Origin of the sequence: Phycicoccus avicenniae (genome assembly GCF_050496545.1) — a bacterium.
Lineage (GTDB): Bacteria > Actinomycetota > Actinomycetes > Actinomycetales > Dermatophilaceae > Phycicoccus > Phycicoccus avicenniae_A.
Genome location: NZ_JBNVZV010000004.1, coordinates 151,363 through 175,018, shown reverse-complemented (window position 1 = coordinate 175,018; position 23,656 = coordinate 151,363). Strand labels below are relative to the sequence as shown.

The 23,656-nt window shown below is 74.1% G+C and carries 19 protein-coding genes; 6 read left to right on the top strand and 13 right to left on the bottom strand.

Annotated elements, in window-relative coordinates; all coding sequences use genetic code 11:
- Positions 1 to 242: 242 nt before the first annotated feature.
- From ACQZ2A_RS05110 to mtrA, 3 genes are read right to left on the bottom strand one after another with little or no spacing between them, the layout of a single operon-like run.
- On the bottom strand, positions 243 to 2,009 hold the full coding sequence (locus tag ACQZ2A_RS05110) for a GerMN domain-containing protein (RefSeq protein ID WP_430207935.1): 1,767 nt from the start codon (positions 2,007 to 2,009) through the stop codon (positions 243 to 245).
- Positions 2,006 to 3,676 (bottom strand): MtrAB system histidine kinase MtrB, encoded by a 1,671-nt coding sequence (gene mtrB / locus ACQZ2A_RS05105; protein ID WP_430207932.1) that lies wholly within the window; start codon positions 3,674 to 3,676, stop codon positions 2,006 to 2,008. The genes ACQZ2A_RS05110 and mtrB overlap by 4 nt, the downstream gene beginning before the upstream one ends.
- 2 nt (positions 3,677 to 3,678) lie before the next feature.
- Positions 3,679 to 4,356, bottom strand: a complete 678-nt coding sequence (gene mtrA, locus ACQZ2A_RS05100; protein ID WP_430207929.1) for an MtrAB system response regulator MtrA — start codon at positions 4,354 to 4,356, stop codon at positions 3,679 to 3,681.
- 109 nt (positions 4,357 to 4,465) lie between these two features.
- Here mtrA and ACQZ2A_RS05095 point away from each other — a divergent pair, with 109 nt between their 5' ends.
- Positions 4,466 to 6,064: a sensor histidine kinase gene (locus tag ACQZ2A_RS05095; RefSeq protein WP_430207927.1), complete on the top strand. Its 1,599-nt coding sequence runs from the start codon at positions 4,466 to 4,468 to the stop codon at positions 6,062 to 6,064.
- 17 nt (positions 6,065 to 6,081) lie between these two features.
- Positions 6,082 to 6,738: a LuxR C-terminal-related transcriptional regulator gene (locus ACQZ2A_RS05090; protein ID WP_430207924.1), complete on the top strand. Its 657-nt coding sequence runs from the start codon at positions 6,082 to 6,084 to the stop codon at positions 6,736 to 6,738.
- Positions 6,739 to 6,883: 145 nt separating this feature from the next.
- On the opposite strand, the gene ACQZ2A_RS05085 is transcribed toward ACQZ2A_RS05090, so the two are convergent.
- The 7 genes from ACQZ2A_RS05085 to ACQZ2A_RS05055 form a co-directional block, all read right to left on the bottom strand.
- Positions 6,884 to 7,792 carry a type II secretion system F family protein gene (locus tag ACQZ2A_RS05085; protein ID WP_430207922.1) on the bottom strand — a complete coding sequence of 303 codons (909 nt, stop codon included), beginning with the start codon at positions 7,790 to 7,792 and terminating at the stop codon, positions 6,884 to 6,886.
- A 1-nt stretch (position 7,793) separates the two neighbouring features.
- On the bottom strand, positions 7,794 to 9,800 hold the full coding sequence (locus ACQZ2A_RS05080) for a type II secretion system F family protein (RefSeq protein WP_430207920.1): 2,007 nt from the start codon (positions 9,798 to 9,800) through the stop codon (positions 7,794 to 7,796).
- On the bottom strand, positions 9,797 to 11,203 hold the full coding sequence (locus ACQZ2A_RS05075; RefSeq protein WP_430207918.1) for a CpaF family protein: 1,407 nt from the start codon (positions 11,201 to 11,203) through the stop codon (positions 9,797 to 9,799). Before ACQZ2A_RS05075 ends, ACQZ2A_RS05080 begins: the two co-directional genes overlap by 4 nt.
- Positions 11,200 to 12,378: an AAA family ATPase gene (locus ACQZ2A_RS05070; protein WP_430207916.1), complete on the bottom strand. Its 1,179-nt coding sequence runs from the start codon at positions 12,376 to 12,378 to the stop codon at positions 11,200 to 11,202. Before ACQZ2A_RS05070 ends, ACQZ2A_RS05075 begins: the two co-directional genes overlap by 4 nt.
- Complete coding sequence (locus tag ACQZ2A_RS05065; protein ID WP_430207914.1) at positions 12,375 to 13,154, bottom strand: RcpC/CpaB family pilus assembly protein; 780 nt, start codon at positions 13,152 to 13,154, stop codon at positions 12,375 to 12,377. The genes ACQZ2A_RS05070 and ACQZ2A_RS05065 overlap by 4 nt, the downstream gene beginning before the upstream one ends.
- Before the next feature lie 175 nt (positions 13,155 to 13,329).
- Complete coding sequence (locus ACQZ2A_RS05060; protein WP_430207912.1) at positions 13,330 to 13,530, bottom strand: Flp family type IVb pilin; 201 nt, start codon at positions 13,528 to 13,530, stop codon at positions 13,330 to 13,332.
- A 97-nt stretch (positions 13,531 to 13,627) separates the two neighbouring features.
- Positions 13,628 to 13,807 (bottom strand): Flp family type IVb pilin, encoded by a 180-nt coding sequence (locus tag ACQZ2A_RS05055; RefSeq protein WP_430207911.1) that lies wholly within the window; start codon positions 13,805 to 13,807, stop codon positions 13,628 to 13,630.
- A gap of 211 nt (positions 13,808 to 14,018) precedes the next feature.
- On the opposite strand from ACQZ2A_RS05055, the gene ACQZ2A_RS05050 reads away from it, so the two are divergent.
- Positions 14,019 to 15,440: a hypothetical protein gene (locus ACQZ2A_RS05050; RefSeq protein ID WP_430207909.1), complete on the top strand. Its 1,422-nt coding sequence runs from the start codon at positions 14,019 to 14,021 to the stop codon at positions 15,438 to 15,440.
- On the opposite strand, the gene ACQZ2A_RS05045 is transcribed toward ACQZ2A_RS05050, so the two are convergent.
- On the bottom strand, positions 15,437 to 16,804 hold the full coding sequence (locus ACQZ2A_RS05045) for a hypothetical protein (RefSeq protein WP_430207908.1): 1,368 nt from the start codon (positions 16,802 to 16,804) through the stop codon (positions 15,437 to 15,439). The genes ACQZ2A_RS05050 and ACQZ2A_RS05045 overlap by 4 nt on opposite strands.
- Before the next feature lie 57 nt (positions 16,805 to 16,861).
- On the opposite strand from ACQZ2A_RS05045, the gene ACQZ2A_RS05040 reads away from it, so the two are divergent.
- Positions 16,862 to 19,069, top strand: coding sequence for a hypothetical protein (locus tag ACQZ2A_RS05040; RefSeq protein WP_430207906.1), 2,208 nt, complete (start codon positions 16,862 to 16,864; stop codon positions 19,067 to 19,069).
- A gap of 27 nt (positions 19,070 to 19,096) precedes the next feature.
- Here ACQZ2A_RS05040 and ACQZ2A_RS05035 read toward each other — a convergent pair whose 3' ends face one another.
- Positions 19,097 to 19,540 carry a GtrA family protein gene (locus tag ACQZ2A_RS05035; protein ID WP_430207903.1) on the bottom strand — a complete coding sequence of 148 codons (444 nt, stop codon included), beginning with the start codon at positions 19,538 to 19,540 and terminating at the stop codon, positions 19,097 to 19,099.
- A 137-nt stretch (positions 19,541 to 19,677) separates the two neighbouring features.
- Positions 19,678 to 21,408 (bottom strand): hypothetical protein, encoded by a 1,731-nt coding sequence (locus ACQZ2A_RS05030; RefSeq protein WP_430207900.1) that lies wholly within the window; start codon positions 21,406 to 21,408, stop codon positions 19,678 to 19,680.
- 201 nt (positions 21,409 to 21,609) lie between these two features.
- On the opposite strand from ACQZ2A_RS05030, the gene ACQZ2A_RS05025 reads away from it, so the two are divergent.
- Positions 21,610 to 22,647 carry a glycosyltransferase family 2 protein gene (locus tag ACQZ2A_RS05025; protein WP_430207899.1) on the top strand — a complete coding sequence of 346 codons (1,038 nt, stop codon included), beginning with the start codon at positions 21,610 to 21,612 and terminating at the stop codon, positions 22,645 to 22,647.
- Positions 22,644 to 23,645 carry a glycosyltransferase gene (locus tag ACQZ2A_RS05020; RefSeq protein WP_430207897.1) on the top strand — a complete coding sequence of 334 codons (1,002 nt, stop codon included), beginning with the start codon at positions 22,644 to 22,646 and terminating at the stop codon, positions 23,643 to 23,645. The genes ACQZ2A_RS05025 and ACQZ2A_RS05020 overlap by 4 nt, the downstream gene beginning before the upstream one ends.
- Positions 23,646 to 23,656: the final 11 nt, after the last annotated feature.

Genomic DNA, 23,656 nt, shown 5'->3' with positions numbered 1-23,656 from the left:
ACAGGTGAAGGATGATGGGCGCACTCGTGGCGCAGGGCGGTACGCCGCCGACGGAACGATCCGGGCGCAGGGCATCGCGTCCCCGGTGGCGGGGGGGGGGGGGGGCCGCCCCGCCCCCCCCCCCCGACCCGCTGCCGGAGGTGCGCCATCGCCCGAGCCTCACGGCACCGTTCTTGCGGCACAAGGGAGGCGCCGGCGGCTGTGGACGACGGCGGACGCGCCGGCCCCCTGGGGACGACCGGTCAGCCGGCGGCCGGGGCGAGGTCGGCGGCCGGGCCGCTGTCGACCCAGCGCACCCCCGAGCGCGAGAACAGGCGCTCCTTGGTCGTGAGGACGTACAGGTCGCGCTCGCCCCCGGTGGCGGCGACGTCCCGCGCGCCGGGCAGCACGCTCAGGCCGGCGACCGAGCCGTCCACGGACAGCACGACCGGGCGCGCGGTGGCGCCGGACCCGGACACGGTGGCGAGCTGCTCGCCGTCGAGCCAGGCCAGGCCCCGCGCCGAGGTGAGCGGCGCCGCGAGCCGCAGCGGCGCCGCGAGCCGCTCGGGTCGCTGGCCCGACCCGCGGACGATGCCGGCGAGGTCGAGGGTGGGCCGGGTGCCGTCGCTGCGGGTGGACAGCACGACGATGCGGTCGCCGTCGGCCGCCGGGCGGGCCTGGAGCACCCGTCGCCCCGCGAGCCAGTCGGCCCGGACCGCCGTGGCCCGCGCCGCCTCGGGGTTCGCCGGGTCGACCCGGGTGTCGACGACGAAGAGGCGGGCCGTGCCGTCACCGACCCCACCGACCCAGAGGAACCCGCGGCGGTCGTAGGCCGGGGCGCCGAGGGTCGTGCCGAAGCCCGGGACCTCGTAGCGTGTGGTGCCGCGCCAGCGCGAGAGACCGTCACCGGAGGCCGAGACCGCGGCCAGCTCGCCGCCGTCGGCGGACAGCGCCAGGTGCGTGTACTCCGCCGGCACCTCCGGGAACGCTCCTCCGGGGGCCCCGCCCGACCGGCCCTGCTGGCGGCCACCGGCCGAGGGGTCGAAGACCGTGACCGCGGCGCCGCGCCGCACGACCGGTTTGGTGGTCGAGGCCGACGAGGTCTCCGCGGGGAAGCCGATGCGGCTCAGCGAGTCGACCGGTCCGTCGGTGCCGTCCAGGTCGACGGCCACCCCGTCGACGGCCAGCTGGACGGCCGTCACCGTCGGGTCCTGCGTGAGGGTCGTGAGGAACTGCGCCCAGAGGTTCTGTCGGGTCGTGGTGTCCGAGGAGAGGCGGCTGGCCACCAGGTTGACCGACGCGACACCGTCGCGGTCGACCGAGACCGCGTCGCCGAGCAGCCGGGACCCCGACGGGACCGCGGTGGTCCCGGCCCCGACGAGGTGCTCCGGCACGGGGTCGAGCTGCGCGCGCGCCAGCCGGGTCGTCAACCGGTCCAGCGGGAACCACCGCACGTCCGGCACCGTCGCCCGCCGGCTCGTCGAGACGTAGTGGAGGGCGAAGGGCTGGACCAGCCGCGGCACGTCGCTCTGCGAGATCCACCGGCCGAAGCCCTCCGGCAGCTCGGCGATGCGCCACTGGCCGCCGACCGAGGTGAGCGAGAAGGTCGCCGAGACGGTGGCGCCCGCGGCCGCGGCCGTGAAGCGCCCGCCGGAGTCGACCCTGCCGGTGGTGCGGGCGGTGACGCGCACGGTCGCGGGGTCGAGGAGCGTCGTCGTGCGCGGCTGGTCGTCGGCGAGGAAGACGATCGTCTCGTCGGGGTCCCAGCGCTCGACCGGCTTGCCGGTGAGGAACTTGCGGGCGTTGTCGTACACGCCACCGCTGGCCGCGCCCGCCTGGAGGAAGCCGCGGACGATGGCGTCCTGGCTCGCGCCGACGCCGGGCCCGGGCGGCAGGAAGCCGAGGTCCGGCGCCCGGCCGGAGCCGACCTCGAGCCCCGGCTCGACCTGGCCGTTGCCGGTGAGCCCACCGCAGCCCGCGAGGAGCAGCGCGGCCACCGCCACGCCGAGCACGCGCAGGCGGCGGCTCACGTGGCGTCCGCGGGGCTGAGCGGCAGGGGGGAGGCGTGCAGGCTCTCCCCCGCGTGGCGCGGCAGGGTCAGCCGGAAGCGCGAGCCCTCCCCCGGCTCGCCCCAGGCCTGCAGCCAGCCGTTGTGCAGGCGGGCGTCCTCGAGCGAGATCGAGAGGCCGAGGCCGGTGCCCCCGGTGGTGCGGGCCCGGGCGGGGTCGGCCCGCCAGAACCGGGTGAAGACGTTGGCGGCCTCGCCCGGCCGCAGCCCGACGCCGTGGTCCTCGACGACGACACCGACCGCGTCCTCCCCCACGGCGACGTGGACGTCGACCGGCCGGCCCTCGCCGTGCTCGACCGCGTTGACGACGAGGTTGCGCAGGATGCGCTCGACCCGCCGCTCGTCGATCTCGGCCTCGGCGGCCTCCTCGGGGGCGTGCACGACGATGGTGCTGCCGCGCCGGTCTGCGAGCGGGCGGGCCGCGGCGACGACCTTCTCGACGGTGCCCCGCAGGTCGACCGGCTCGAGGTCGAGGGCGGCCGCGCCGGCGTCGAACCGGCTGATCTCGAGCAGGTCGGCCAGGAGCGCCTCGAAGCGGTCCAGCTCGCCGGCCAGCAGCTCGGCGGAGCGCGCGACCGGCGCCTGGAAGTCCTCGCGCGAGTCGTGGATGACGTCGACGGCCATCCGGATCGTCGTGAGCGGCGTCCGCAGCTCGTGGGAGACGTCGGAGACGAAGCGCTGCTGCACCGCCGAGAGCCCCTCGAGCTGGCGGATCTGGCTCTGCAGGCTGTCGGCCATGTTGTTGAACGACGTCGCGAGCACCGCCAGGTCGTCCTCGCCGCGGGCCGGCATCCGCTCGTTCAGCCGGCCGGCCGAGAGCCGCTGGGCCACCTCCCCCGCACGCCGCACCGGGGTGACGACCTGCCGGGTGACGACCCACGCCACCGCGCCGACGAGCAGGGTGAGGATGACGCCGGCGACGAGGAAGGCGTTGCCGATGAGGTCCATCGTCGCGACCTCCTGCTCCATCGGGTAGATGAAGTAGAGGTCGTAGGGGCCCACGGTGTTCGGCAGGTCGACGACGCTGCCGACGATGACCGAGGGGACGTCGCGATCGCCGATGCGCACCTCGGTGAGCTGCGACTGCTGGCGCCCCGGGGACGCGGCCACCCGCTCGCGCAGCTGCTCGGAGACGGCGTCGATGCCGACCGAGCTGACGCTCGAGAGGGTCCCGATGGCGACGTCGCTGTCGTTGCCCCCCGAGCGGGTCATGACGACGTAGCGGCTGGGGTCCGGGCCGGGCGCGGCGAGGAACTTCTCCATGATGTCGCGCGCGGCCCGCGTCAGCTCCTCGGCGGACGTCGCCCGCGAGGCGTCCCACTGCGCCTGCGCCTGGGCGGTCAGCGACAGCGCCTCGTACTGCGAGGTCTGGACCCGGCTGCGCTCGAGCCCGCCGGCGATCTGGGCGTGCAGGACCGAGCCGAGCACGGTGACGACGACGAGGCCGAGGAGCATCGTGGTCGCGACGACGCGCAGCCGTAGCGACTGGCGCCAGCGGCGGCGGGCCCCGACGAGGCGGGAGCGCAGCACGGCGGGGAGGGAGCCGGCGCCGGAGCGCGGCGGGCCGACGCGCCCCGCGGGGGCGGCGGGGGCGCCCGGTCCGACGCCGACACCGGCGGACCCGGACATCCTCAGGCCTTGCCCGCCTTGTACCCCACGCCGCGGACCGTGACGACGATCTCCGGGTGCTCGGGGTCGTGCTCGATCTTGCTGCGCAGGCGCTGCACGTGGACGTTGACGAGCCGGGTGTCGCCGGCGTGCCGGTAGCCCCAGACCTGCTCGAGGAGCACCTCGCGGGTGAAGACCTGCCACGGCTTGCGGGCCAGGGCGACCAGGAGGTCGAACTCGAGCGGCGTGAGCGAGAGCGGCGTGCCGTCGCGGACGACCGAGTGCCCGGCGACGTCGATGGCGAGGTCGCCGATGGACAGCCGCTCGGGCGCCGGGTCGTCGCCGCGCCGCAGCCGGGCCCGCACCCGCGCGATGAGCTCCTGGGGCTTGAACGGCTTGACGACGTAGTCGTCGGCGCCGGACTCGAGGCCGACGACGACGTCGACGGTGTCGGTCTTGGCGGTGAGCATGACGATGGGGACCCCGGACTCGGCCCGGATCTGGCGGCACACCTCGAGCCCGTCGGTGCCGGGCAGCATCACGTCGAGCAGGACGAGGTCCGGGCGGTAGCGCCGGAACGCGTCGATGGCCTGGCCGCCGTCGGCGACGTGCTCGGTCTCGATCCCCTCACCCCGCAGCACGATGCCGAGCATCTCGGCGAGCGCCAGGTCGTCGTCGACGACGAGCACACGACCCTTCACTCCGTCCCCGTCCTTCCCCGAGCGCTGACAGGAAGCCATCATCACACAATCGGCTGTCGCGTCCCGCGAAACGCAGGAGTCCCAGCGCCCACAGCCGTACCCTGTGGGCGTGGTGCACACCCTCGGGCTGTCGCGGCTGGACGCGTCGGCCACCATCCGGCTCGCGTTCGCGGTCCTCAGCCTCTTCCTCGGCGTGGCCTCCGGCCACCTGATCCAGGCCCTGCCGTGGCTGCTCGCCGTCATCGTGCTCGACCTCGTCGTGGGGTCCCTCGACCGGATGCCCATCTCCCGCCAGGGCCTGCTCGACACCGTCGTGCTCACCCTGCTCTGCCTGTCGGCCGCGGCCGCCGGTGCCGGCTACGCGCTCGTCCAGCTCGGCGCCGCCCTGCTCATCCTCATCCCGGCCTACCACGCGGGTACCCGGTTCGGGCGGGTCGGCTACCTCCTCACCGGGGTGGTCGGCAGCCTCGTCTACCTCATGGTCGCCTCGAGCGACATCGCCGGCGACAGCGGCCTCCAGGTCGGGCTCGTCGCGTGGCTCGCGGCGGCGCTGGTGCTCGGCGCGCTCGGCGCGTGGAACCAGCGGCTGGCCTCCGAGCAGGGGTACGAGGTCTCGGACCCTGCGGCGCGCGAGGCGATCCAGCTCATCCAGCGCCTCCACGACCTCTCCGAGGAGATGGCCACCGGCCTCGACGCCCCGGCCGGCGCGACCCTCGCCCTCGACCTGCTGGCCGCCGAGGTGCCCTCGGCCCGCAGCGCGGTGCTCGTCGCATCCGACTCCGAGCACCTCGTGCCGGTGGCCCTGCGCGGCTCGACCCGCGCGCCCTGGCACCTCGCCGAGGCGATGTCGGACCTGCTCGCGCAGAACTCCGCGAGCTGGCGCCCGACCGAGATCCCCTTCGCCGACGAGATGGGGCGGCGCAGCGCCCTCGTCGTGCCCTTCGCCTACGGCGCCGGCCCGACGACGGTCGTGGTCGTCGAGCGCGGGGTGGACCACCCCTTCACGCCCGACGAGCGCAAGGCCGTCTCCGAGGTCACCCGCCGGCTCGCCCCGACCGTGCAGGCCGGTCTCCTCTTCGGCAACCTGCGGCAGTACGCGAGCCTCGAGGAGCGCAACCGCATCGCGCGCGACATCCACGACGGCATCGCCCAGGAGCTGGCCGCCCTCGGGTACGGCCTCGACGCGCTGCGGATGCAGGCCGGCCCGCCCGGGCAGGGCATGCGCGACCAGCTCGACGCCCTGCGCGAGCAGCTGAGCGAGGCGATGGCCGACCTGCGCCTGCACATCACCGACCTGCGGGTCGCGGAGCGTCCCGGCACCGGGCTGGGGGCCGTGCTCGGGGCCGCGGTCCAGAGCTTCGGCTCGATGACCGGGGTGCGCACGACCATCACCGTCAGCGAGGGCCGGCGCCGCCTCGACCCGCGGGTCGAGATGTTCGTGCACCGCCTCGTCATGGACGTGCTGGCCGACGCGCAGGCCTCCGGGGCCCGCAACGCGTGGGTCAGCCTGACCACCTCGGTGGTCGGTCCGGCGGTCGTCGACGTGTCCCACGACGGCGACACGCGGCGGGCGCGGCGCTCCTACCGCAACACCACGCTGGACGAGCTGGACGGGACACTCGTGGTCCGCAACGAGCCGAATGGTCGCACCACCGTTAACCTGACCGTCGAGGAGCCGTCCACCGCGGGTGCGCTCCGGGCCACCTGACCCTGGAGGAGAACACCGTGACGATCAGCGTGGTGCTCGTGGACGACCACGCGGTGGTCCGCGAGGCCGTCGCCGGCATGCTCGGCGCCCAGCCCGAGATCAGCGTCGTCGGCCAGGCCGGCTCGCTGGCCGAGGGGCGGGCGCTGTTCGACCGGCTGCTGCGCACGCCGCCGCCCGGCAAGGTCGTGGCCGTCATCGACGTGACCATGCCCGACGGCAGCGGCCTGGCCCTCGTGCGCGCCGTCCGCGAACGCTCCCGCGACATCGGGCTCGTGGTCCTGACGATGCTCAGCGACGACTCGACCCTGCTCGAGGCCCTCGACGCCGGCGCCTCGGCGCTGGTGCGCAAGAGCGCGCCCGCGGACCAGGTGCTCTCGGCGGTGCGCCGTGCCGCCGACTTCCCGCTCGAGTTCTCCGCCAGCGGGCTCGCCGAGGCGATGCGCCGCCAGCACGAGACGCCGCAGACGACGCTGACCAGCCGCGAGACCGAGGTCCTGAAGCTCCTCGTCGAGGGCGCGTCGGTGGCCCAGGTCGGCCGCCAGCTCTTCATGAGCCCGTCGACGGTCAAGACGCACATCGGGAAGATCTACGAGAAGCTCGGCGCGCACAACCGCGCCAGCGCCGTCATCGCGGCGGTGCGCCTCGGCCTCGTGGCCGACGTCGACCGCACCTGACCACAGCCGGCGCATCGTTAGGTTCCGCGCCGTCACGGTGATGACGCGGAAAGCCGTCCGATGACGCGGTTGTACCCGCGTCCGGCGCCATCTTCCGCGTCATCCCGGTGACGGCGCGGATGCTCCGGCCGTCACGCCGGACCGGTCACATGCCGGAGAAGGCGTCGATGATCTGCAGCGCACCCGGACCGATGATGACGATGAACAGCGCCGGGAAGATGCAGAGGAGCAGCGGGAAGAGGATCTTGACGGTCACCTTCTGCGCCTGCTCCTCGGCGCGCTGACGGCGCACCACGCGCATCTCCTTGGTCTGCTCGCGCAGGACGCCGGCGATGGGCAGGCCGAGCCGGTCGGCCTGCACCAGCGTCGACACGAAGTTCTTCAGCTCCGGCGCCGTCGTGCGCTCCCCGAGCGAGGAGAAGGCCTCGCCGCGGGACTTGCCGATCTGCATCTCGGACAGGACCCGGGCGAACTCACCGGCGATCGGGCCGGTCACGGTCCGGGCCACCTGGAGGATCGCGGCGTCGAAGCCCTGACCGGCCTCGACGCAGACGGTGAGCATGTCGAGCGCGTCGGCGAGGCCCTTGCGCATGTCCTGCTGGCGCTTCAGGCCGGCGTTGTAGACGAGCAGGTCGGGCAGGAAGAACCCGGCGGTCCCGGCCGCGAGGGCGACGAGCAGGCCCTTCGCGGTGAAGCCCATGAGGGCCAGCACGAGCACGATCCCGACGATGAGGCCGAGACCCTTGGCGCCCATGACGCGCTCGACGGTCCAGGCCTTCGGGTTGCCGGCCCGGTCGAGGTTGCGGGCGATCCGCCCACCGGTGCCGGCCGGCGAGATGCGGGCCGAGAAGCCGCGCAGCCGCTCGAGCATCGGGGCGAGGAGGCGCTCCTGCACCCCGAGCTCGTTGCGGGCGACCTCGTGGACGGTCGGCCGGTGGTCGAGCAGCTCGAGGGAGCGGGCCACACCGGTCGAGCTGTTGGCGCCCAACCCCACGGCCAGCACGAGCAGGACCAGCGCGAGGCCGATGAAGACGACGGCGAGCAGGAGGATCACGTCACACCTCGATCTTGACGATCTTGCGCATCCAGAGGATGCCGAGCCCGATGGCCACGATCCCGCCGCAGAGCATCATCAGGCCCAGGGTGCGGGTCCACAGCATGCTCACGTACTCGTAGTTGGCCCACATGCTGTAGAAGAAGATGCCGATCGGCAGCCCGACGAGGGCGTACGCCGACAGGCGACCCTCGGCCGAGAGGGCCTTGACCTGGCGCCGCAGCATCTCGCGCTCGCGCAGGGTCGCGGCGGTCGTCCGCAGCGTCTCGGCGAGGTTGCCACCGACCTCGCGCTGGATGCGGATGGCCATCGTCGTCCAGCGCATGTTGTGGCTGTCCATCCGCACGGCCATCTTGTCCAGCGCGTCGGAGACGTCGGCGCCGATGCGGGCCTCGGCCAGCGCCCGGCTGAACTCCTTGGCCGCCGGCTCCGGGGCGTCCTTGGCGACCGAGTCCAGCGCCTGGAGCAGGCTGAAGCCCGACGCCAGCGAGGTCGCGACGAGCATCATCACGTCCGGCAGGACGGACTCGAACTTGCGCGTGCGGCGCTTGGCGAGGAAGCGCAGGACGAACGGCGGTGCGAGGGCGCCGATCACGACGCCCACCAGCCCGCCGATCAGGGGCATCGACCCGAGCAGGAGGATGCCGCCGGCGATGCCGATGACGACGGCGACGAGGCGCATGACGAGCCACTCCCCCGCGCGCCAGGGCAGGTCGGCGCGCACGAGCAGCTCCATCGTGCGGGTCGTGGACTCGCGGCCCTCCATGAAGCTCTCGCCGACGGAGACGATCTGCTCGCTGATGGCCGAGGCGTTGGCCGTCTTGCGCTGCACCGTGCGGGCCTTGCCGAGGCCATAGTCCTCGATGGCCGACAGGCGCTCGCTGCGCCGGCTGCGGAAGACGGGCCCGGCGAAGGCGACCGCGAGCACGAAGACCCCGAGGAAGACGATCGCCACCGCGGGGACCAGCAGGGTCGGGGACAGCGCGGTGATGCTCGCCAGGGCGGCCGGCTCCTCGTCGAGCGGCGGGGCGGTGAACGTCCCGTCCTCCTCGGGGACCTCGACCGGTGCCGTGTCGCCGAGGTCCAGCTCGGAGGTGTTGCGGAAGGTCTTCCCGGAGGCGGTGCCGTCGACCGCGAGGGTCTGCTCGCCACCGACGTCCGCGGGGCGGGTGATCGTCAGGCGCACCTGGGAGTCCAGCGCGACGGCGGCCGCCGAGAACGCGGCGGAGACGGCGGCCCGGTCCGTGGCGTCGGCCACCGACCCGCCGCCGACGTCGGCGAACTTGCGGAGCACGGCGACGTTGGCCTCGCCGGAGTTGAAGGAGACGACCTCGGCGCGCACCTTGGCCCGGCGCAGCGCGGTGAGGGCGGCCTGGCGCTGCGCCTCGGAGGCGGCGTCACCGCCCTCGGCGCCGGCGACCGTGTCGCCGCCGTCGCTGAGCAGCAGGATGCTGCGTTCCCCCGAGGTGCCGAGGCCGCGGACGGCGTCCTGCACACCGCGGTACAGCGAGGTCTCGCCGCCGGAGCGCAGCGCGTTGACCGCCTTGGCCACGCGCGCCCGGTCGGTCGTCGGCGCGACGTCGATGCCGGAGGTCGAGGCGAACGAGACGACGCCGACCTTGACGTCCTTCGGCACCTCGGCGAGGAACTTCGCGACGCCGGCGCGCACGGTGGCCATCCCGGAGGCGCCCATCGAGCCGCTGGTGTCGATGACGAGCATCGTCGAGCGCGGCTGCTTGGAGGGCTCGGAGACGGCGACCGGCACGATCCGGCTGCCGAAGGTGGCGGTGACGCTCTTCCAGTCGACCTTGACCGCGCTGCGCGGGCGCAGCACGAGGGTCGCGGTGACGGTGTCCTTGGCGACGCGGACGTTGCTCAGCGTCGCGGGGATGTCGTCCGCGGCGGACGCGGACGGCGCCGCGAGCACGGGCACCACGAGCGCGGCGAGCACCGCGAGCACGGCCGCGACCGCGGACGGCCGGCGGGTGCGGGCGGGGGTGGTCCTCACGTGAGCCTCGCCCCCGGGACGAAGAGCTGCGGGGAGACCGCGACCCCGAGGTCCTGGAGGTCGGTGAGGAACTTGGGGCGCAACCCGGTCGACATGAGCGTGCCCTTGAAGCGCCCGTTCTCGTCGCGGCCGGCCGACCAGTCGAAGGTGAAGATGTCCTGGAGGGTGACGACGTCGCCCTCCATGCCGACCACCTCGGTGATGGCGACGATGCGGCGCGAGCCGTCCTTGAGGCGGGCCTGCTGGACGATGAGGTCGACGGCGCCGGCCACCTGCTCGCGGATCGCCCGCACCGGCAGCTCGACGCCGGCCATGAGCACCATGGTCTCGAGGCGGGAGAGCGAGTCGCGCGGAGTGTTCGCGTGGACGGTGGTGATCGAGCCGTCGTGGCCGGTGTTCATCGCCTGGAGCATGTCGAGCGCGGCGCCGTCGCGGACCTCGCCGACGACGATGCGGTCGGGGCGCATGCGCAGGCTGTTCTTCACGAGGTCGCGGATCGCGATCGAGCCCTTGCCCTCGATGTTCGCCGGGCGGGACTCGAGGCGCAGCACGTGGTCCTGGTGCAGCTGGAGCTCGGCGGCGTCCTCGATGGTGACGATGCGCTCGTCCTCGGGGATGAAGGAGGAGATGACGTTGAGGGTCGTCGTCTTCCCCGAACCGGTGCCGCCGGAGATGATGACGTTGCGCCGCCCGACGACGCAGGCCTTGAGGAAGTCGCGCACGCTCGCCGTGATCGTCCCGAAGGCGATGAGGTCGGCGTCGGTGTACGGGTCCTGCGAGAACTTGCGGATGGTGAGCATCGCGCCGTCGAGGGCGATCGGGTTGATGACGGCGTTGACGCGCGAGCCGTCGGGGAGGCGGGCGTCGACGAGCGGGCTGGCCTCGTCGACGCGGCGGCCGACGCGCCCCACGATCTTGTCGATGACCCGGCGCAGGTGCGCCTCGTTCGAGAAGTGCGTGTCGACGCGGTAGAGCTTGCCGCTGCGCTCGACGTAGATCATGTCGGCGCCGTTGACCATGATCTCGGAGATGTCCGGGTCGCGCAGCAGCGGCTCGAGCGGGCCGTGGCCGAGGATCTCGTCCGAGACCTCCTGCGCGATGCGCGTGCGGTCGGCGTGCGAGAGCGGCGTCTGCTCGGCGTCGATGGTCTCCTGCAACGTGGTCCGCACCTGCTGGGCCAGCTCGGCCTCGGGCAGGTGGGGGTCGTACAGGCGCGGCCCGAGGCTGTCGATGAGGGCCTGGTGGACCCGGCCCTTGACCTCGGAGAACGGGTCGACGACCCGGCGCTTGGCGACGTGCCCCGGGCGGGGTGCCGGGCTCGAGCCGCCGGCCGACGGCGTGGCCTGGGCGGTCGCCGCGGCCTGGGCGCGGCGGACGCTGTCGAGACGGTCGGCGAGGCTCATCGACGGCTCCTGAACAGGCCCTTGCGCGCGTGGTGCTCGGCCGCGTCGGCCTCGTCACCGGCGCCGTGGGCGCGGATGTGGGACTCGACGAGCTCCTTGATGGCGACGGTGACCGGCGCCTTGGGGTCGTCGAGGACGATCGGGACTCCCCGGTTGACCGACGCGGGGACGGTCAGGCTGTTGGGGATGTTGACGGCGATGCCGGTCTTGATGGCCGACTCGACGTCCTCGGGCCGCAGCCCGACCTTGGTGTCGGCCTTGTTGAGGACGATGATCCGCGCGTCCTTCGGGCTGCCGATCATGTCGAGGGTGTCCAGCGCGACGCGCAGGTTCTTCACCGCGGGGATGTCCAGTGTCGCGATGAGCACGAGCGCGTCGGATACGTCGATCGAGGCGAGGACGTGCTCGGTGAACGAGGGCGGGGTGTCGATGAGGACGTAGTCGTAGTGGCGCCGGGCCACCTTGATGATCTCGGCGACGGTCGGCACCGGGATGCGGTCGGCGTCGCCGGGGTCGTTCGGCGCGCAGAGCACGTCCAGGCCGCTGGCGTCGTGGCGGGTGACGAGGCTGCGGATGGCCTCCTCGTCGATGTTCCCGGACATCGAGACGGCGTCGAAGATCGACTGGTTCGGCACCAGCTGGAGGCTGATCGCGACGTCCCCGAAGGACAGGTCGAGGTCGATGAGCAGGGTGCGGGCACCCTCGCTCGCCAGCTGCACCGCCGTGTTGGTCGAGAGCGTCGTCTTGCCGACGCCGCCCTTGGCCGAGAACACGGTGATGACCTTGCCCTCGCGGGAGGCGCCACCGGAGGCGTGCCCGACGAGGCGGGAGGTCAGCTCGCGGCTGCGGCGCAGCGCGTCGGCGATGGCGGTGTGGTCGTCGCCCGAGACGACCTCTCGCACACCGGCCCTCAGCGCCTGCGACAGGGTCGTGACGTCGATCCGGTTGCGCAGGAGGATGACCCCGAGCTCCGGCCGGTCGAGGCGGGCGGCCTCGGACAGCTGGCAGGCGTCCTCGAGCTCGACGTCCGCGCCGATGACGACCTGCTCGACCTGGGGGTTGTCGTGCAGCGCCCGGGCCACCATGCCGGCCGAGTCGAGCGACGTGGTGTCGGGACCCAGGGCGAAGCGGTACCGCTCCAGGCTGGTGGGGTCGGGGTCCCAGAGGATGTTCACCGGACCTTGTCCTTCAACATCGTCAGGTCGCTCACCGCGAGGTTCGGGTCGATCTTCAGCTCGGACCCGCGCAGGCCGGCGTAGAGCGTGTAGTTGTTGACGCCGTGGACCAGGCGCGCGGCCTGCTCGGGCGTCACCTCGAGCGTGACGAGGAAGCTGGCGGCCTGCTGGGCGGCCTCACCCTCGCCGGTCGGCTGCACCGGCGTCAGGGAGGCGTCGCCCATGGCGATCACCTTCACGTTGTCCAGGAGGATCGAGGTGCCCGAGCCGAGGTCGGTCTTGGACGTGTCGCCGCTGGACTGCTTCTCGAGCTTGGCCAGCTCGTAGGTCATGAAGATCGTGAGCATCGAGCCGGGCCGCACGAAGTTGCCGACCCGGGCGGGGTCCTGCAGCTGCACGGAGACGGCGAGCTTGCCGGCGCCCACCTGGAGCGCCTTCTCACCGAGCGGGGTCTCACCGAAGCCGGCGGCCAGCACGTACTGCCCGGGCGCGATGTCGGTGAGGGAGACCAGGTCGCTGTTGTTCTCGTCGACGGTCTCGAGCGCACCGACCGGCTTGGCGCGGGCCGCCACGTCGGTCTGGGTGACCTGACCGAGCCGGACGGCGTCCTTGAGGGTGGTGCCGGCCGGCACGACCGAGGTGGTCACGTAGACCTTGGCCGGGCTGGCCGCCGCCACCGCGCGGGCGTCGGCACCCCGGGCGTAGACGAGCACGAGGACCGCGCCGACGAGGGCGATCACAGCAGCCGCGAGGATGGCGAGGATTCGACGACCCATGGGAAAACCGTGTCCTTACAGAGGTGGAGGGCAGCGCCGGGCGCGGCCCGGTTCGTGCGGAGGGCGGCGGACGGAACCGGTTCGGTTGCTCGTCCTGTGCGGCGCACGGGCCGGGGTGGGGCTGGTGCGTGGGTGGGTGGGTGGTGTGCGTCCGGACGCCGGCCTCGGGATGAGGTCAGAAGCTGGTCGCGGCGTTGGTGAAGATGAGGGTCAGCTTGCCGCCGAGGACCATCACCGACGCCACGATGACGATGGCGATGAAGGCCAGCATGAGTGCGTACTCGACGGCGGTCGCGCCGCCCTCTCGACGGGCCCGCAGGACCGGCGCGAGCCGGGAGCGGACACGTGCGGAGGTCCGGGAGAGGCGTGAGCTCATCAGGGGTGTCACCTGTCCTTCGGAAGTGGATCGGGGCGCCGGCCCTGTCGGTGACCCGACGGTGACCGACGCCCCGACCTGTGGCGATCCGTTCGGATCAGATGCTGGTGGCGACCGAGTTGAACATCGTCTTGAGGTTCGTGCCCAGGAGGGCGACGGCGACGATGATGACGACCGCGATGAGCGCGACCATGAGGCCGTACTCCACGGCGGTGGCGCCCTTCTCGGAGCGCATCTCGGCGATCTTGAACTGGAGCTTGACGAGAGCCTTGGTCATGACGGTGGTGCCTTTCGGGATGTGGAGGATGCTGTCGAGCAGGCACAACGTTCGCAGAGCACCGCTCCGGGCGACATGGCCCGATGGGGTCTCCTTCCGCCGCCCGATCGTCCGCGGCGGGTCAACCGTTCGGACGATCGCCCCGGAGGCCGTCGCCGGCCACCTCGTGCGATGCTCGACCTCCCGCCCGCAGGACCCCCCGGAGTGACGCATGACCGTGCCGCACGAGCGCCACGACGTCGGCGACGGCGAAAAGCGTTCCGGCGCAGCGACTCTCTGGTTCCTCTGGATGCTCGTCGCCGTCGTGGTCGCCCTGTTGCTCAGGCTGCGCACCACCGTCGACCTCGACCTCTGGCTGCACCTGCGGGTGGGTCGCGCCCTGCGTGACGGCGTGTTCTTCCAGCAGCTGCCCGATCCGCTCGTCGTGCTCGCCGACCGGCCGTACGTCCCGACGCAGTGGCTCTCCGAGGTCGTCGGCAGCGTCGTCGAGCAGGGTCTGGGCGTAACCGGGATCCACCTCCTGCGCTGGCTGGCCCTCGTGGTCGTGGCTGCTGCGGTGCACCGGACCGCGCGGCGGTGGGCCGGCCCCGGTGCCTCGGTGACGGTCACGCTCGCGGTGCTCTTCGGCACCGCCGCCGGGTGGGGCGAGCGGCCGCAGCTGCTGGGCCTGGCACTCCAGGCGGTGGTGCTCCTCCTGTGGTCCGGCACGCTCGCGGACGGCCGGGCCCGGTGGGCGCTCGTCCCGGTGACCTGGCTGTGGGCGCTCTGCCACGGCTCGTGGCCGATCGGGCTGGGTGTCGGTGGCCTCGTCGTGCTCGCCCTCCTGCTCTCCCCCGGACGCCGCGCCGTGGCCTGGCGTCCGGTGGTGGCCGTCCTGGTCGCCACCGCCGTCGTGCCCGCCCTCACGCCGCTCGGGCCCCGCCTGCTCCTCGAGCCGTTCGCCGTCGGCACGGCGGCCCGCGCGACGGTCAACGAGTGGCAGTCCCCCTCGCCGGGGAACCCGCTGCTCGTGACCGTCGTCGTCCTCGCGGCCTTCGTGCTGTTCCGCTGCCTCCGCCGCCGGCCGCTCGACCTGCCCGCCGTCCTCCTGGCCCTGTCCGCGGTCGTGCTCGCCGCGTGGTCGGTGCGCACCATCGCGGTCGGCGCGCTGCTGCTCACCCCGGCGCTCGCCCGCGCCCTGGCGCCGGCCGTGCCGGTGGCCCGCCGTCGCGCGGAGGTGTGGCCGGCGCTCGCCGCCGCGCTCGCCGTGCTCGCCGTGCCCGGTGTCGTGCTCGGTGGGCCCGACGCGGGACCCCTCCCGGCGCGGGTCGACGCCGCCGTCGCCGCCCTGCCGCAGGGGGCGCGGGTCGCGGTCGAACCCCGCGCGTCGGGCTGGGTCCTGTGGGCGCACCCCGGGGTGGTGCCCCTGCGCGACCTGCGTGCCGAGGTCTACACGGAGCCCACGGCCCGGGCGTACGAGGACTTCTTCGCCGCCCGCCCGGGGTGGCAGCGCTACGCGGACTCGCACGACGTCGGCGCGCTGCTCGTCCGCCGCGGTGAGCCGATCGACACCGCGCTGGCCGCCGACGGTGGGTGGCGGTCGGCCGGGGAGGCCGACGACTGGGTGCTCTGGGTCCGCGGGGCGGCGCGCTAGCGCACCCGCTCGAGGACCACGATGTCCCCGAGGTCGCGGACCGTGCGCCACGTCCCCGAGGCGGAGGCCGCCCGCACCTGCCCCCTCGGGACGACGACGACCTCGACGTCCGCCGACCTCGGCACGACGCCGTCGTGGAGGAAGTCGAGGAGGTCGGCCTGGACCGAGCGGGGGAAGGCGTCGATCGGGTTGGCGGCCCAGACGGTGACGCCGTCGCGGGCCAGGGTCTCCGCCAGCGGCTCGACGGCCAGGACCGGCCGGCCGGCGGCCACCTCGCGGACGGTCGCCACGAACCGCTCCCCCGGTGCGCCGGCTGCCGGTCCCCGGACGACCAGGGCGAGGGCGCCGGCGAGGGCCGCCGCGACCAGCGCTCCGGCGGTGAGCATCCGGCCTCGGGAAGGCGGTGGCGGCGACGCGAGGTCGTCGGAGGGTGGCGTGCGGGGGCGCATCGCGGCCGCGGCCAGGAACAGCACGAGCCAGACGCCGTTGCGAGCCGCCGAGGCGGTGCCGAGCGCCAGCCCGGCCGCGGCGGCCCACTCCCACAGGGGTGGCCGGCCGCGCGCCGCGAGGAGGAGGAGGACGAGCGCGGCGAGGAGGAGGGCGACGTCGAGCGGGTGCCCGAGGTCGACCCTCGCCCAGAGGTCGGTGCCCCGCGCAGCGGCCTCGTTGCCGAGCGCCGAGACGTAGTAGGCGGGCGTCGCCGCCCCCGCGGAGGTGACGACCAGCGAGAGCGCGCAGCCGAGGCCGACGCCGACGCGGCGCAGGAGCGGACCGCCGCCCGGGGAGAGCACCAGGAAGACCCCGAGGACCGCGAGGCCGACGAGCACCGCACCGTGCAGGTTGCCCCAGACGAGGTAGAGGGGCACGAGCCACCAGAGCCCGCGGCCCGGCGCCCGGTGCTGGCGACGCATCAGGGCCACGGCGAGCACGAACGGCAGGAGCGAGAGCGACGGGAGCCGGGTGACGACGAGCGCCGAGGCCGCGCCGACGACGACGAGCGTGACGACGAGGGCACCCCGGCCCTCCGAGCCGCCGAGGCGGCGACCATCGGCGAGGACGGTCAGGAGGACGGCGGTGACGACGACGAGCTGGAGCGCGGCGAGGGCCACCGTCCCCAGACCGTCGACCGCGGAGAGGAGCAGCTCGGCGAGGACGATCGGGTTGTGCCAGTCGGCCTGCGGCGCGCTGGCGAACGGGATGCCGTCCGGCACGGCGCCGTCGGCCCGGACCCGGTCCCCGAGGGCGACGACCCACAGCAGGTCGGCGCCCTGGACGACGAACCAGGAGAGCACGGCGACCCACGCGGCGACGGCGACGTCGGCCCACGGGAGGGGGCGGGGCGGGCGGGCGGCGGTCCGCGACATGACGGGATTCCTCGAGCTGCCGGGGTCGGAGCGGGGGCTCGACCATAATCGACCACCATGACCCGAGCGCCCGCGACACCACCGCGGCTCCGCCGTGAGCTGCCCTGGCTGGCGGCGACCGCCCTCCTCGCGTTCGCCGTCGGTGCGTGGTCCCTCCGGTTGTGGGAGTGGGACCCCCGCGTGCCGTTCGCGCTCGGCATGGACCACACGCAGATCTCGATGCAGCTCAAGGACCTGCACGACCACGGGTGGTACTGGCGCAACCCCGACCTCGGGTTCCCGCTCGGGCAGAACGGATCGTTCTTCCCCGAGCTCAACGTGGTCCACATGCTCGCCATCAAGGCCCTCGACGTGGTGCTGCCGGGCACGTTCGCGGCCGGCGGCGTCTACTTCGTCCTCTCCTTCCCGCTCACCGGTCTGACCGGTTACCTCTTGGCGCGCAGCCAGGGCCTGTCCCGGGCGGCCGGTCTCGTGATCGGTGTCCTCTTCGCCAACGCCCCGGGGCACGCCGAGCGGTACGGGCACCTCTACCTCGCGCAGTACTGGGTCGTCCCGGTCGCCCTGTGGCTCGTCCTCGAGGTCGCGCGCGGCCGAGCGCTCCTGTCCGCCAAGGACTCCGGGACATCACGCTGGCGCGGTGCCCGCACCTGGGTGACGGTCGCCGCGGTGCTCGTCGTCGGGCTGAGCGGGGTGTACTACGTGGCGTTCACCCTGGTGCTGCTGCTCGTGGCCGCGGTCGGTCGCCGGGTCGCCGGCACCCCGGCGGACCTGCTGCGCGGGCTCGCGGTCATGGCCGGCCTCGGCGCGTGCATCGCACTCCCCCTCGCCGCGGCACGGGTCGGCATCCGCGGCGACCTCGTCACGGGGCGGGTCCCCGCCGGGCGCAACCCGGCCGAGTCCGAGGTGTACGCCGGCAAGCTGATGGACCTCGTCCTGCCCTGGCCCGACCACCGCGTGCCGGCGCTCGAGTACCTGAGCTTCGCCTACCGCACCGCCACCCGCGCGACGGTCGAGACCTCGGCCCTCGGGGTCGTCGGGACCGCCGGCATGGTCGGCCTGGCGGTCATCGGGCTGCTCGCCCTGCTCTCCGGGCGCCGGGCCGCCGCCGACCACACCCGCTGGTCGGGACTGATGCTCGTCGCGTTCCTCTTCTTCACCGTCGGGGGGCTCGGCTCCTTCGTGGCGGTCTTCGCGACGCCGCAGGTGCGCACCTGGTCGCGCATGTCGCTCTACGTCCTCGTCCTCGCCCTGCTCGCCGTCGGCTCGTGGCTGACCCGGCTGGAGCGGCGGCGCGGTGTCCTCACCGCCGGGGTGGTGGCCGGTCTGCTCGTCGTCGTCGGCAGCCTCGACCAGACCAACCCGGCGGCCGCCCCCGACCACCGCGCCAACGCGCGGGAGATGGCCGGGCTCCGTTCCTACACAGCCGGGCTCGAGCAGCGGGTCGGCTCCGGGTGCGGGGTCTTCCAGGTTCCGGTGCTCCCCTACCCCGAGACCCTCGGCCCCCAGCGGATGGAGGGCTACGACCAGCTCAAGCCGTACCTCGCCTCCGGTGACCTCCGGTTCAGCGTCGCCGCGATGCGGGGCACGGCGGCCGCCGAGTGGATGAACGCCGTCGACACCCGGGACCTCGGCGCCCTGGCCGCCGACCTCCGCTCGCTCGGCTTCTGCGCCCTCGAGGTCGACATCGAGGGGTTCGCGCCCGAGCAGGACCCGTCGGCGCGGCTGACCTCGGCCTGGGGCGAACCGGCGGCCCGCACCCCCGACGGCACGTTCGTCGCGTGGGACCTGCGCACCGCCGGCGCTGCCGGTGAGGGTGACTCCGCGCGCCGCACGGCGGTCCTCGAGCCGGTCGTCGTCTCGGTCGGCGGCTACGAGCCCGAGGAGGTCGACGGGACGCTCGGCCAGTACCTCGGTCCGCTGGGCGGACTCTCCGTCGCCAACCCGGGTGCGCCCGAACGGGTCACCATCGGGATGGACGTGCGGGGCGTCGGCGCGGCCTCGCGGGAGGTGACCGTGCTCGACGGCGCCCGGGAGCTCGCTCGGGTCACCGTCTCGGACGAGCGCGCCACCCGCCTCTCCGTCGTCGTCGACGCCCCCCGGGGTGCGACCAGCCTCTCTGTCCGGGTCTCCGGCCCCGCGGACAAGGACCTCACGGGTGAGCGCGTGACAACCGCGTTCGTCAGCGGCCTCACCGTGACCGCCGGCGACGGCCGACGTGCCGTGTCGCTCCTCGACCAGGTCGACACCGGCTGGGTCATCCCCTGACCCGACCGCCGGCGGGCGCGTAGGCCGTCAGGCGCGCCGGCGGAAGGTCACCCGCAGGTGGCCGAGGAAGGAGAGCCCGACGACGAGGACCAGGACGAGCAGCTGCGCCACGAACGGCCGCAGACCGAGCGCCTCCACGCACAGGGGCACGCCGACGATGCTCGTCAGGGCCCCGGACCACCACACGCCCAGGAAGGTGACGAGCTGGCGCCCGATCGGCCCGGTCGCCTGGAAGACCAGCCCGCGGTAGGCCGGGAAGGCGAAGACGATGGCGGCCAGCTGCGCGGTGACGAGGGCCAGGAGGTAGTGCGCACCGAGCACCAATCCGCCGCCGAGCACGGAGAGGTAGACCACCTGGGTCACCCCGCCCACGACCCCGTAGCGCAGGACCGTCGGCAACGCCGCCCAGGTGCGGCGGACCCGACCGAGGTCGGGGGTCACGGGCACGGGGGCCAGGGTCGGCTGGGCCATCGGGCTCCTCGGGACGGGGGTGGCGCGGTCCCGGGCACGCTACGGCCGGCGCCGCCCTCCGCCGCGGGTGCGGCGTCCGAACGGTCCGTTCGGCCGACCACGACGACCCGGTCGGCAGGGCCTCGGCGCGGCGTGGGTCAGTCGGTGGGGACGGTGACCACCCGCAGGTCCGGCACGCACGCGTAGCGCGCGCGCACGTCGGCCTCCGGCCGGTCGGTGAGGACGGTCGGGGTCGCCGCCGCCTGCAGCAGGGCGCACTCCTCCTCGACGCTCGCCGAGTGCTGGAGCGTGTCGGACGTGCGCTCGCCGGACCGGTAGGCGTCGAGCAGGATGCGGGTCACGGCGTCGGTGACGAGGACGCCGTCGGACCAGACGACCTGGGCCCGCTCCGCGCCGGGCGCCGCGAGCAGTCGGAGGACCGTCGCGCCGTCGCTCGAGCGCCAGGCGCCGGTGAAGGCGCCCCACGGCGCCACGAGGGCTCCCACGGTGCAGGCCGCCGCGACCGTCGCGAGGAGCCCGCGGACGACGACCCGGCCCGAGGACGACGCGTCCCGTTCCCACGTCAGCGCGCCGACGACGGCGAGCGGGGAGAGCCCGAGGACGGTGGTGTGCCACAGGAGCTTCGCGGGGTAGTACCGCGTGACCGGGATGCCCAGGCGGAGCGCCAGCACGACGGCCGTGAGTGCCGGGAGCGCACAGAGCAGGAGCGGGACGACCAGCCCGCGGTCCTTCCGGTGCGCCACCACCAGACCGGCGGTCGCGACGAGGCCGAGGACGAGCAGCCACAGCGGCACCGGTGCCTCGACGTCGGCGACCACCGCGTGCCCGACGCCCACCGTCTCGACCACCGCGGTGAGCGGGGGCAGCGACACGGCACCGGCGAGCAGCGCGAGCCCGGCGACCGCGGCGACCGACCGGGGCCGCGCCGCCCGGGTGCGCCGGATCCACGCCCACGACGCCGTGAGCGCGAGCAGCCCCGACACCGGGAGGAGGAGCTGCCAGGTGTGGCTCATGACGAGCACCCCGCCCCACGTCGTGAGCAGGGCGGTGACCGATGCCGGCCGGGCGAGCACCTCCCGCAACCCGACGGCCAGCAGCAGGGCCGCGGTGAACGTGCCCTCGAAACCGAGGGCCTGGTAGCTGCCGAGGAAGGCCGGCCACAGGGTGGCGGCCCCCGCCAGCGCCGCCGCGACGGCCGCCGCGCGGGGGCGGACACCGACGCGGTGGGCGAGGGCCGCGGTGAGGGTGGCGGTGGCCAGGGTCAGGGCCACGGACAGCAGCCAGCAGAGCGCCGACATCACCGACACCAGCCCGAGGAGGTCGGTGCGTGGGCCGGTGGGCCCGGTCAGCGACCAGACCAGGGTGACGAGCGTGTGCCACCCGCGGGGGTAGTTGCGGGCGGAGTAGTCGAGGGCGCCGTGGGCCCGCTCGTCGGCGACGAGGACGACGTTGCGCACGTGGTCGCCGCCGAGGAACCACTCGACCCGCGCGGCCGTCGGCAGGGCCAGGCTCCCCAGGAGCAGCGCGAGGAGCAGCAGCGCGGGCGCGGCCACGAGCAGGCCCCTGCCGACCGCGGCCCACCGCACCGGCGACCTCCCCGACCGCGCCGACCCCGCCGACCGCTGATGCAGCGCGAGGGCGACCACCGGCGCGAGGGCGAGGACCAGCGCGACCACGCTCCCCGAGCGCGTTGCCAGCGGCCGCAGCCCCAGCAGCTCGGCGGCGGTCCCGACGACGACGACGCTCGCGAGGAGCACGACGAGCAGGGCCGGGCCGTCGGCGAGCGGCGCGGCGACGTCCCGGTCCTCCGGTGTCGGCGCGCCGGTCGCGGGCTCGGCCCCCACGGGCGCGGTGACGCGGCTGCTCATCAGCGCGAGCATAGGCACGACGGTCCGCCGGCGCCGCACATCGCGCCGCCCGCGAGGTGGGCGACCGGCGCCGACCTCGTCCGTTCGGCCAGTCCCCCGCGACATCCGGCCCGGACCGGCGGGCCGCTCCTGTACGGGCTCGCGGGCACCGCACTAGCGTCGCGGACGTCCGATGAACCCTCGACCTGCGGAGCGTGCCGCGTGAGCACCGACGAGAGCGCCCCCCTGCGCGTCGCGGCGATCGTGCCGTGCCACGACGAGGAGCTCGCCGTCGGGAAGGTCGTCAGCGACCTGTACGAGGCGGTGCCGGGGATCTCCGTCTACGTGTACGACAACCGCAGCACGGACCGCACCGCCGAGGTGGCGGAGGCCGCCGGCGCCGAGGTCCGCTTCGAGGGTTGCCCCGGCAAGGGCAACGTCATCCGCCGGGCGCTGGCCGACATCGACGCCGACGTCTACGTGATGGTCGACGGCGACGACACCTACGACGTCTCGGCCCTGCCGGAGATGCTGCGCACGCTCGCCGAGGGGCCCTACGACCAGGTCACCGGGGTGCGGGTGGCGGCGGACCGCGGCGCGTACCGCTCGGGTCACGAGCTCGGCAACCGTGCCTTCAACCGCGTCGTGTCGACGATCTTCGGGCGGCCGGTCACCGACATGCTGAGCGGCTACCGGGTCTTCTCGCGGCGCTTCGTCAAGTCCTTCCCGGCGACCTCGCGGGCCTTCGAGATCGAGACCGAGCTGACCGTGCACGCCATCAACACCCGCGTGCCGCAGGCCGAGGTGCCGGTGGGTTTCCGCGACCGTCCGGAGGGCTCCGAGAGCAAGCTGCGGACCTACCACGACGGCGTCCGCATCGCCCGGATGATCACCCGGCTGCTGCACCACGAACGGCCGCTGGCCCTCTACTCGGTGCTCTCGGTCCTGACCGCGTTGCTCGCCGTCGGGCTGGGCGTCCCGGTCGTCGACGAGTACCTGCGCACCGGTCTGGTCAACCGCTTCCCCACGGCCTTCCTGGCCTCCTCGCTCGTCATCGTCGCGTTCATCGTGCTCGTCGTCGGGATCCTGCTCGACGGGCTGCGGAAGGTGCGCCAGGAGGCGACCCGTATCGCCTACATGCGCGAGCCGGCTCCCCGGCGGGTCGCCCGGCCGGTCCGCCGGGAGGCGCCCGCGCCCTCGTCCGTCCCCGCCGCTCACGTGCCCACGTCGTTCGCCCGCCGCGCCGGGCAGCCCGTGTGAGCACCGCGGTCGTCGTCGTCGGGTTCGGTGACGAGCCCGTCCTCGACGCCTGCCTGCGCTCGGTGCTCGCGCAGCTCGGGCCGCACGACGAGGTGGTGCTGGTGGACCACGGCATCACAGCTGTGCCGTCCGTCGAGGGGGTCCGCACGGTCCGGCCGGAGCTCAACGGGGGCTTCGGCGCCGGGTGCGCCGCAGGCGTCCTCGCGACCACGGCCGAGCTGCTGGTGTTCGTCAACTCGGACGCCGTGCTGCGCCCGGGCGCGCTCGCCGCGCTGTCCGAGCGGGCCCTCGACCGCGGAGTCGGGCTCGTCGGCGGGCTCGTGCTGCTCACCGACGGCGGCGAGACGGTCAACTCCGCCGGCCTCCCGGTGCACCTCAGCGGGCTGAGCTGGTGCCACGGGTACGGCGAACCCGTTGCGGCGCACCTGCGCCCGCGGGGTCTGACGTCCGTGGCCGGCGCGCTGTTCGCGTGCCGGCGCGAGGTGTGGGAGCGGCTCGGCGGGATGGACGAGGCGTACTTCATGTACCACGAGGACACCGACCTCAGCCTCCGCGCGCACCTCGCCGGGCTCGAGGTGGCCTACTGCCCCGAGGCCGTCGCGGAGCACGCGTACGAGTTCTCCCGCAACGCCCGCAAGATGTTCTTCCTCGAGCGCAACCGGTTCCTGACCGTGCTCGGCGACTACCCGACCCACCTGCTCCTGCGCGTCCTGCCGGTCCTGCTCGCCCTCGAGCCGCTGTACCTCGTCATCGCCCTGCGGGACGGCTGGGCCGGCGAGAAGGTCCGGGCGTGGTGGTGGCTGCTGCGGCACGCGGGCACGGTGCTCGGCCGACGCCGTCGCGTGCAGGCCGCCGTCGTCGACCGTCGGGCCCTCGACGCCCTGCTGACCCCCGCCATCACCCAGAGCCAGCTCGAGCGCCCGGGTGCCCTCGAGCTGCTCAACGGGGTGCTGCGCGGGTACTGGCGCCTCGCGCGCCCGCGACCGGTGGCGTCGTGAGCACCCCACCC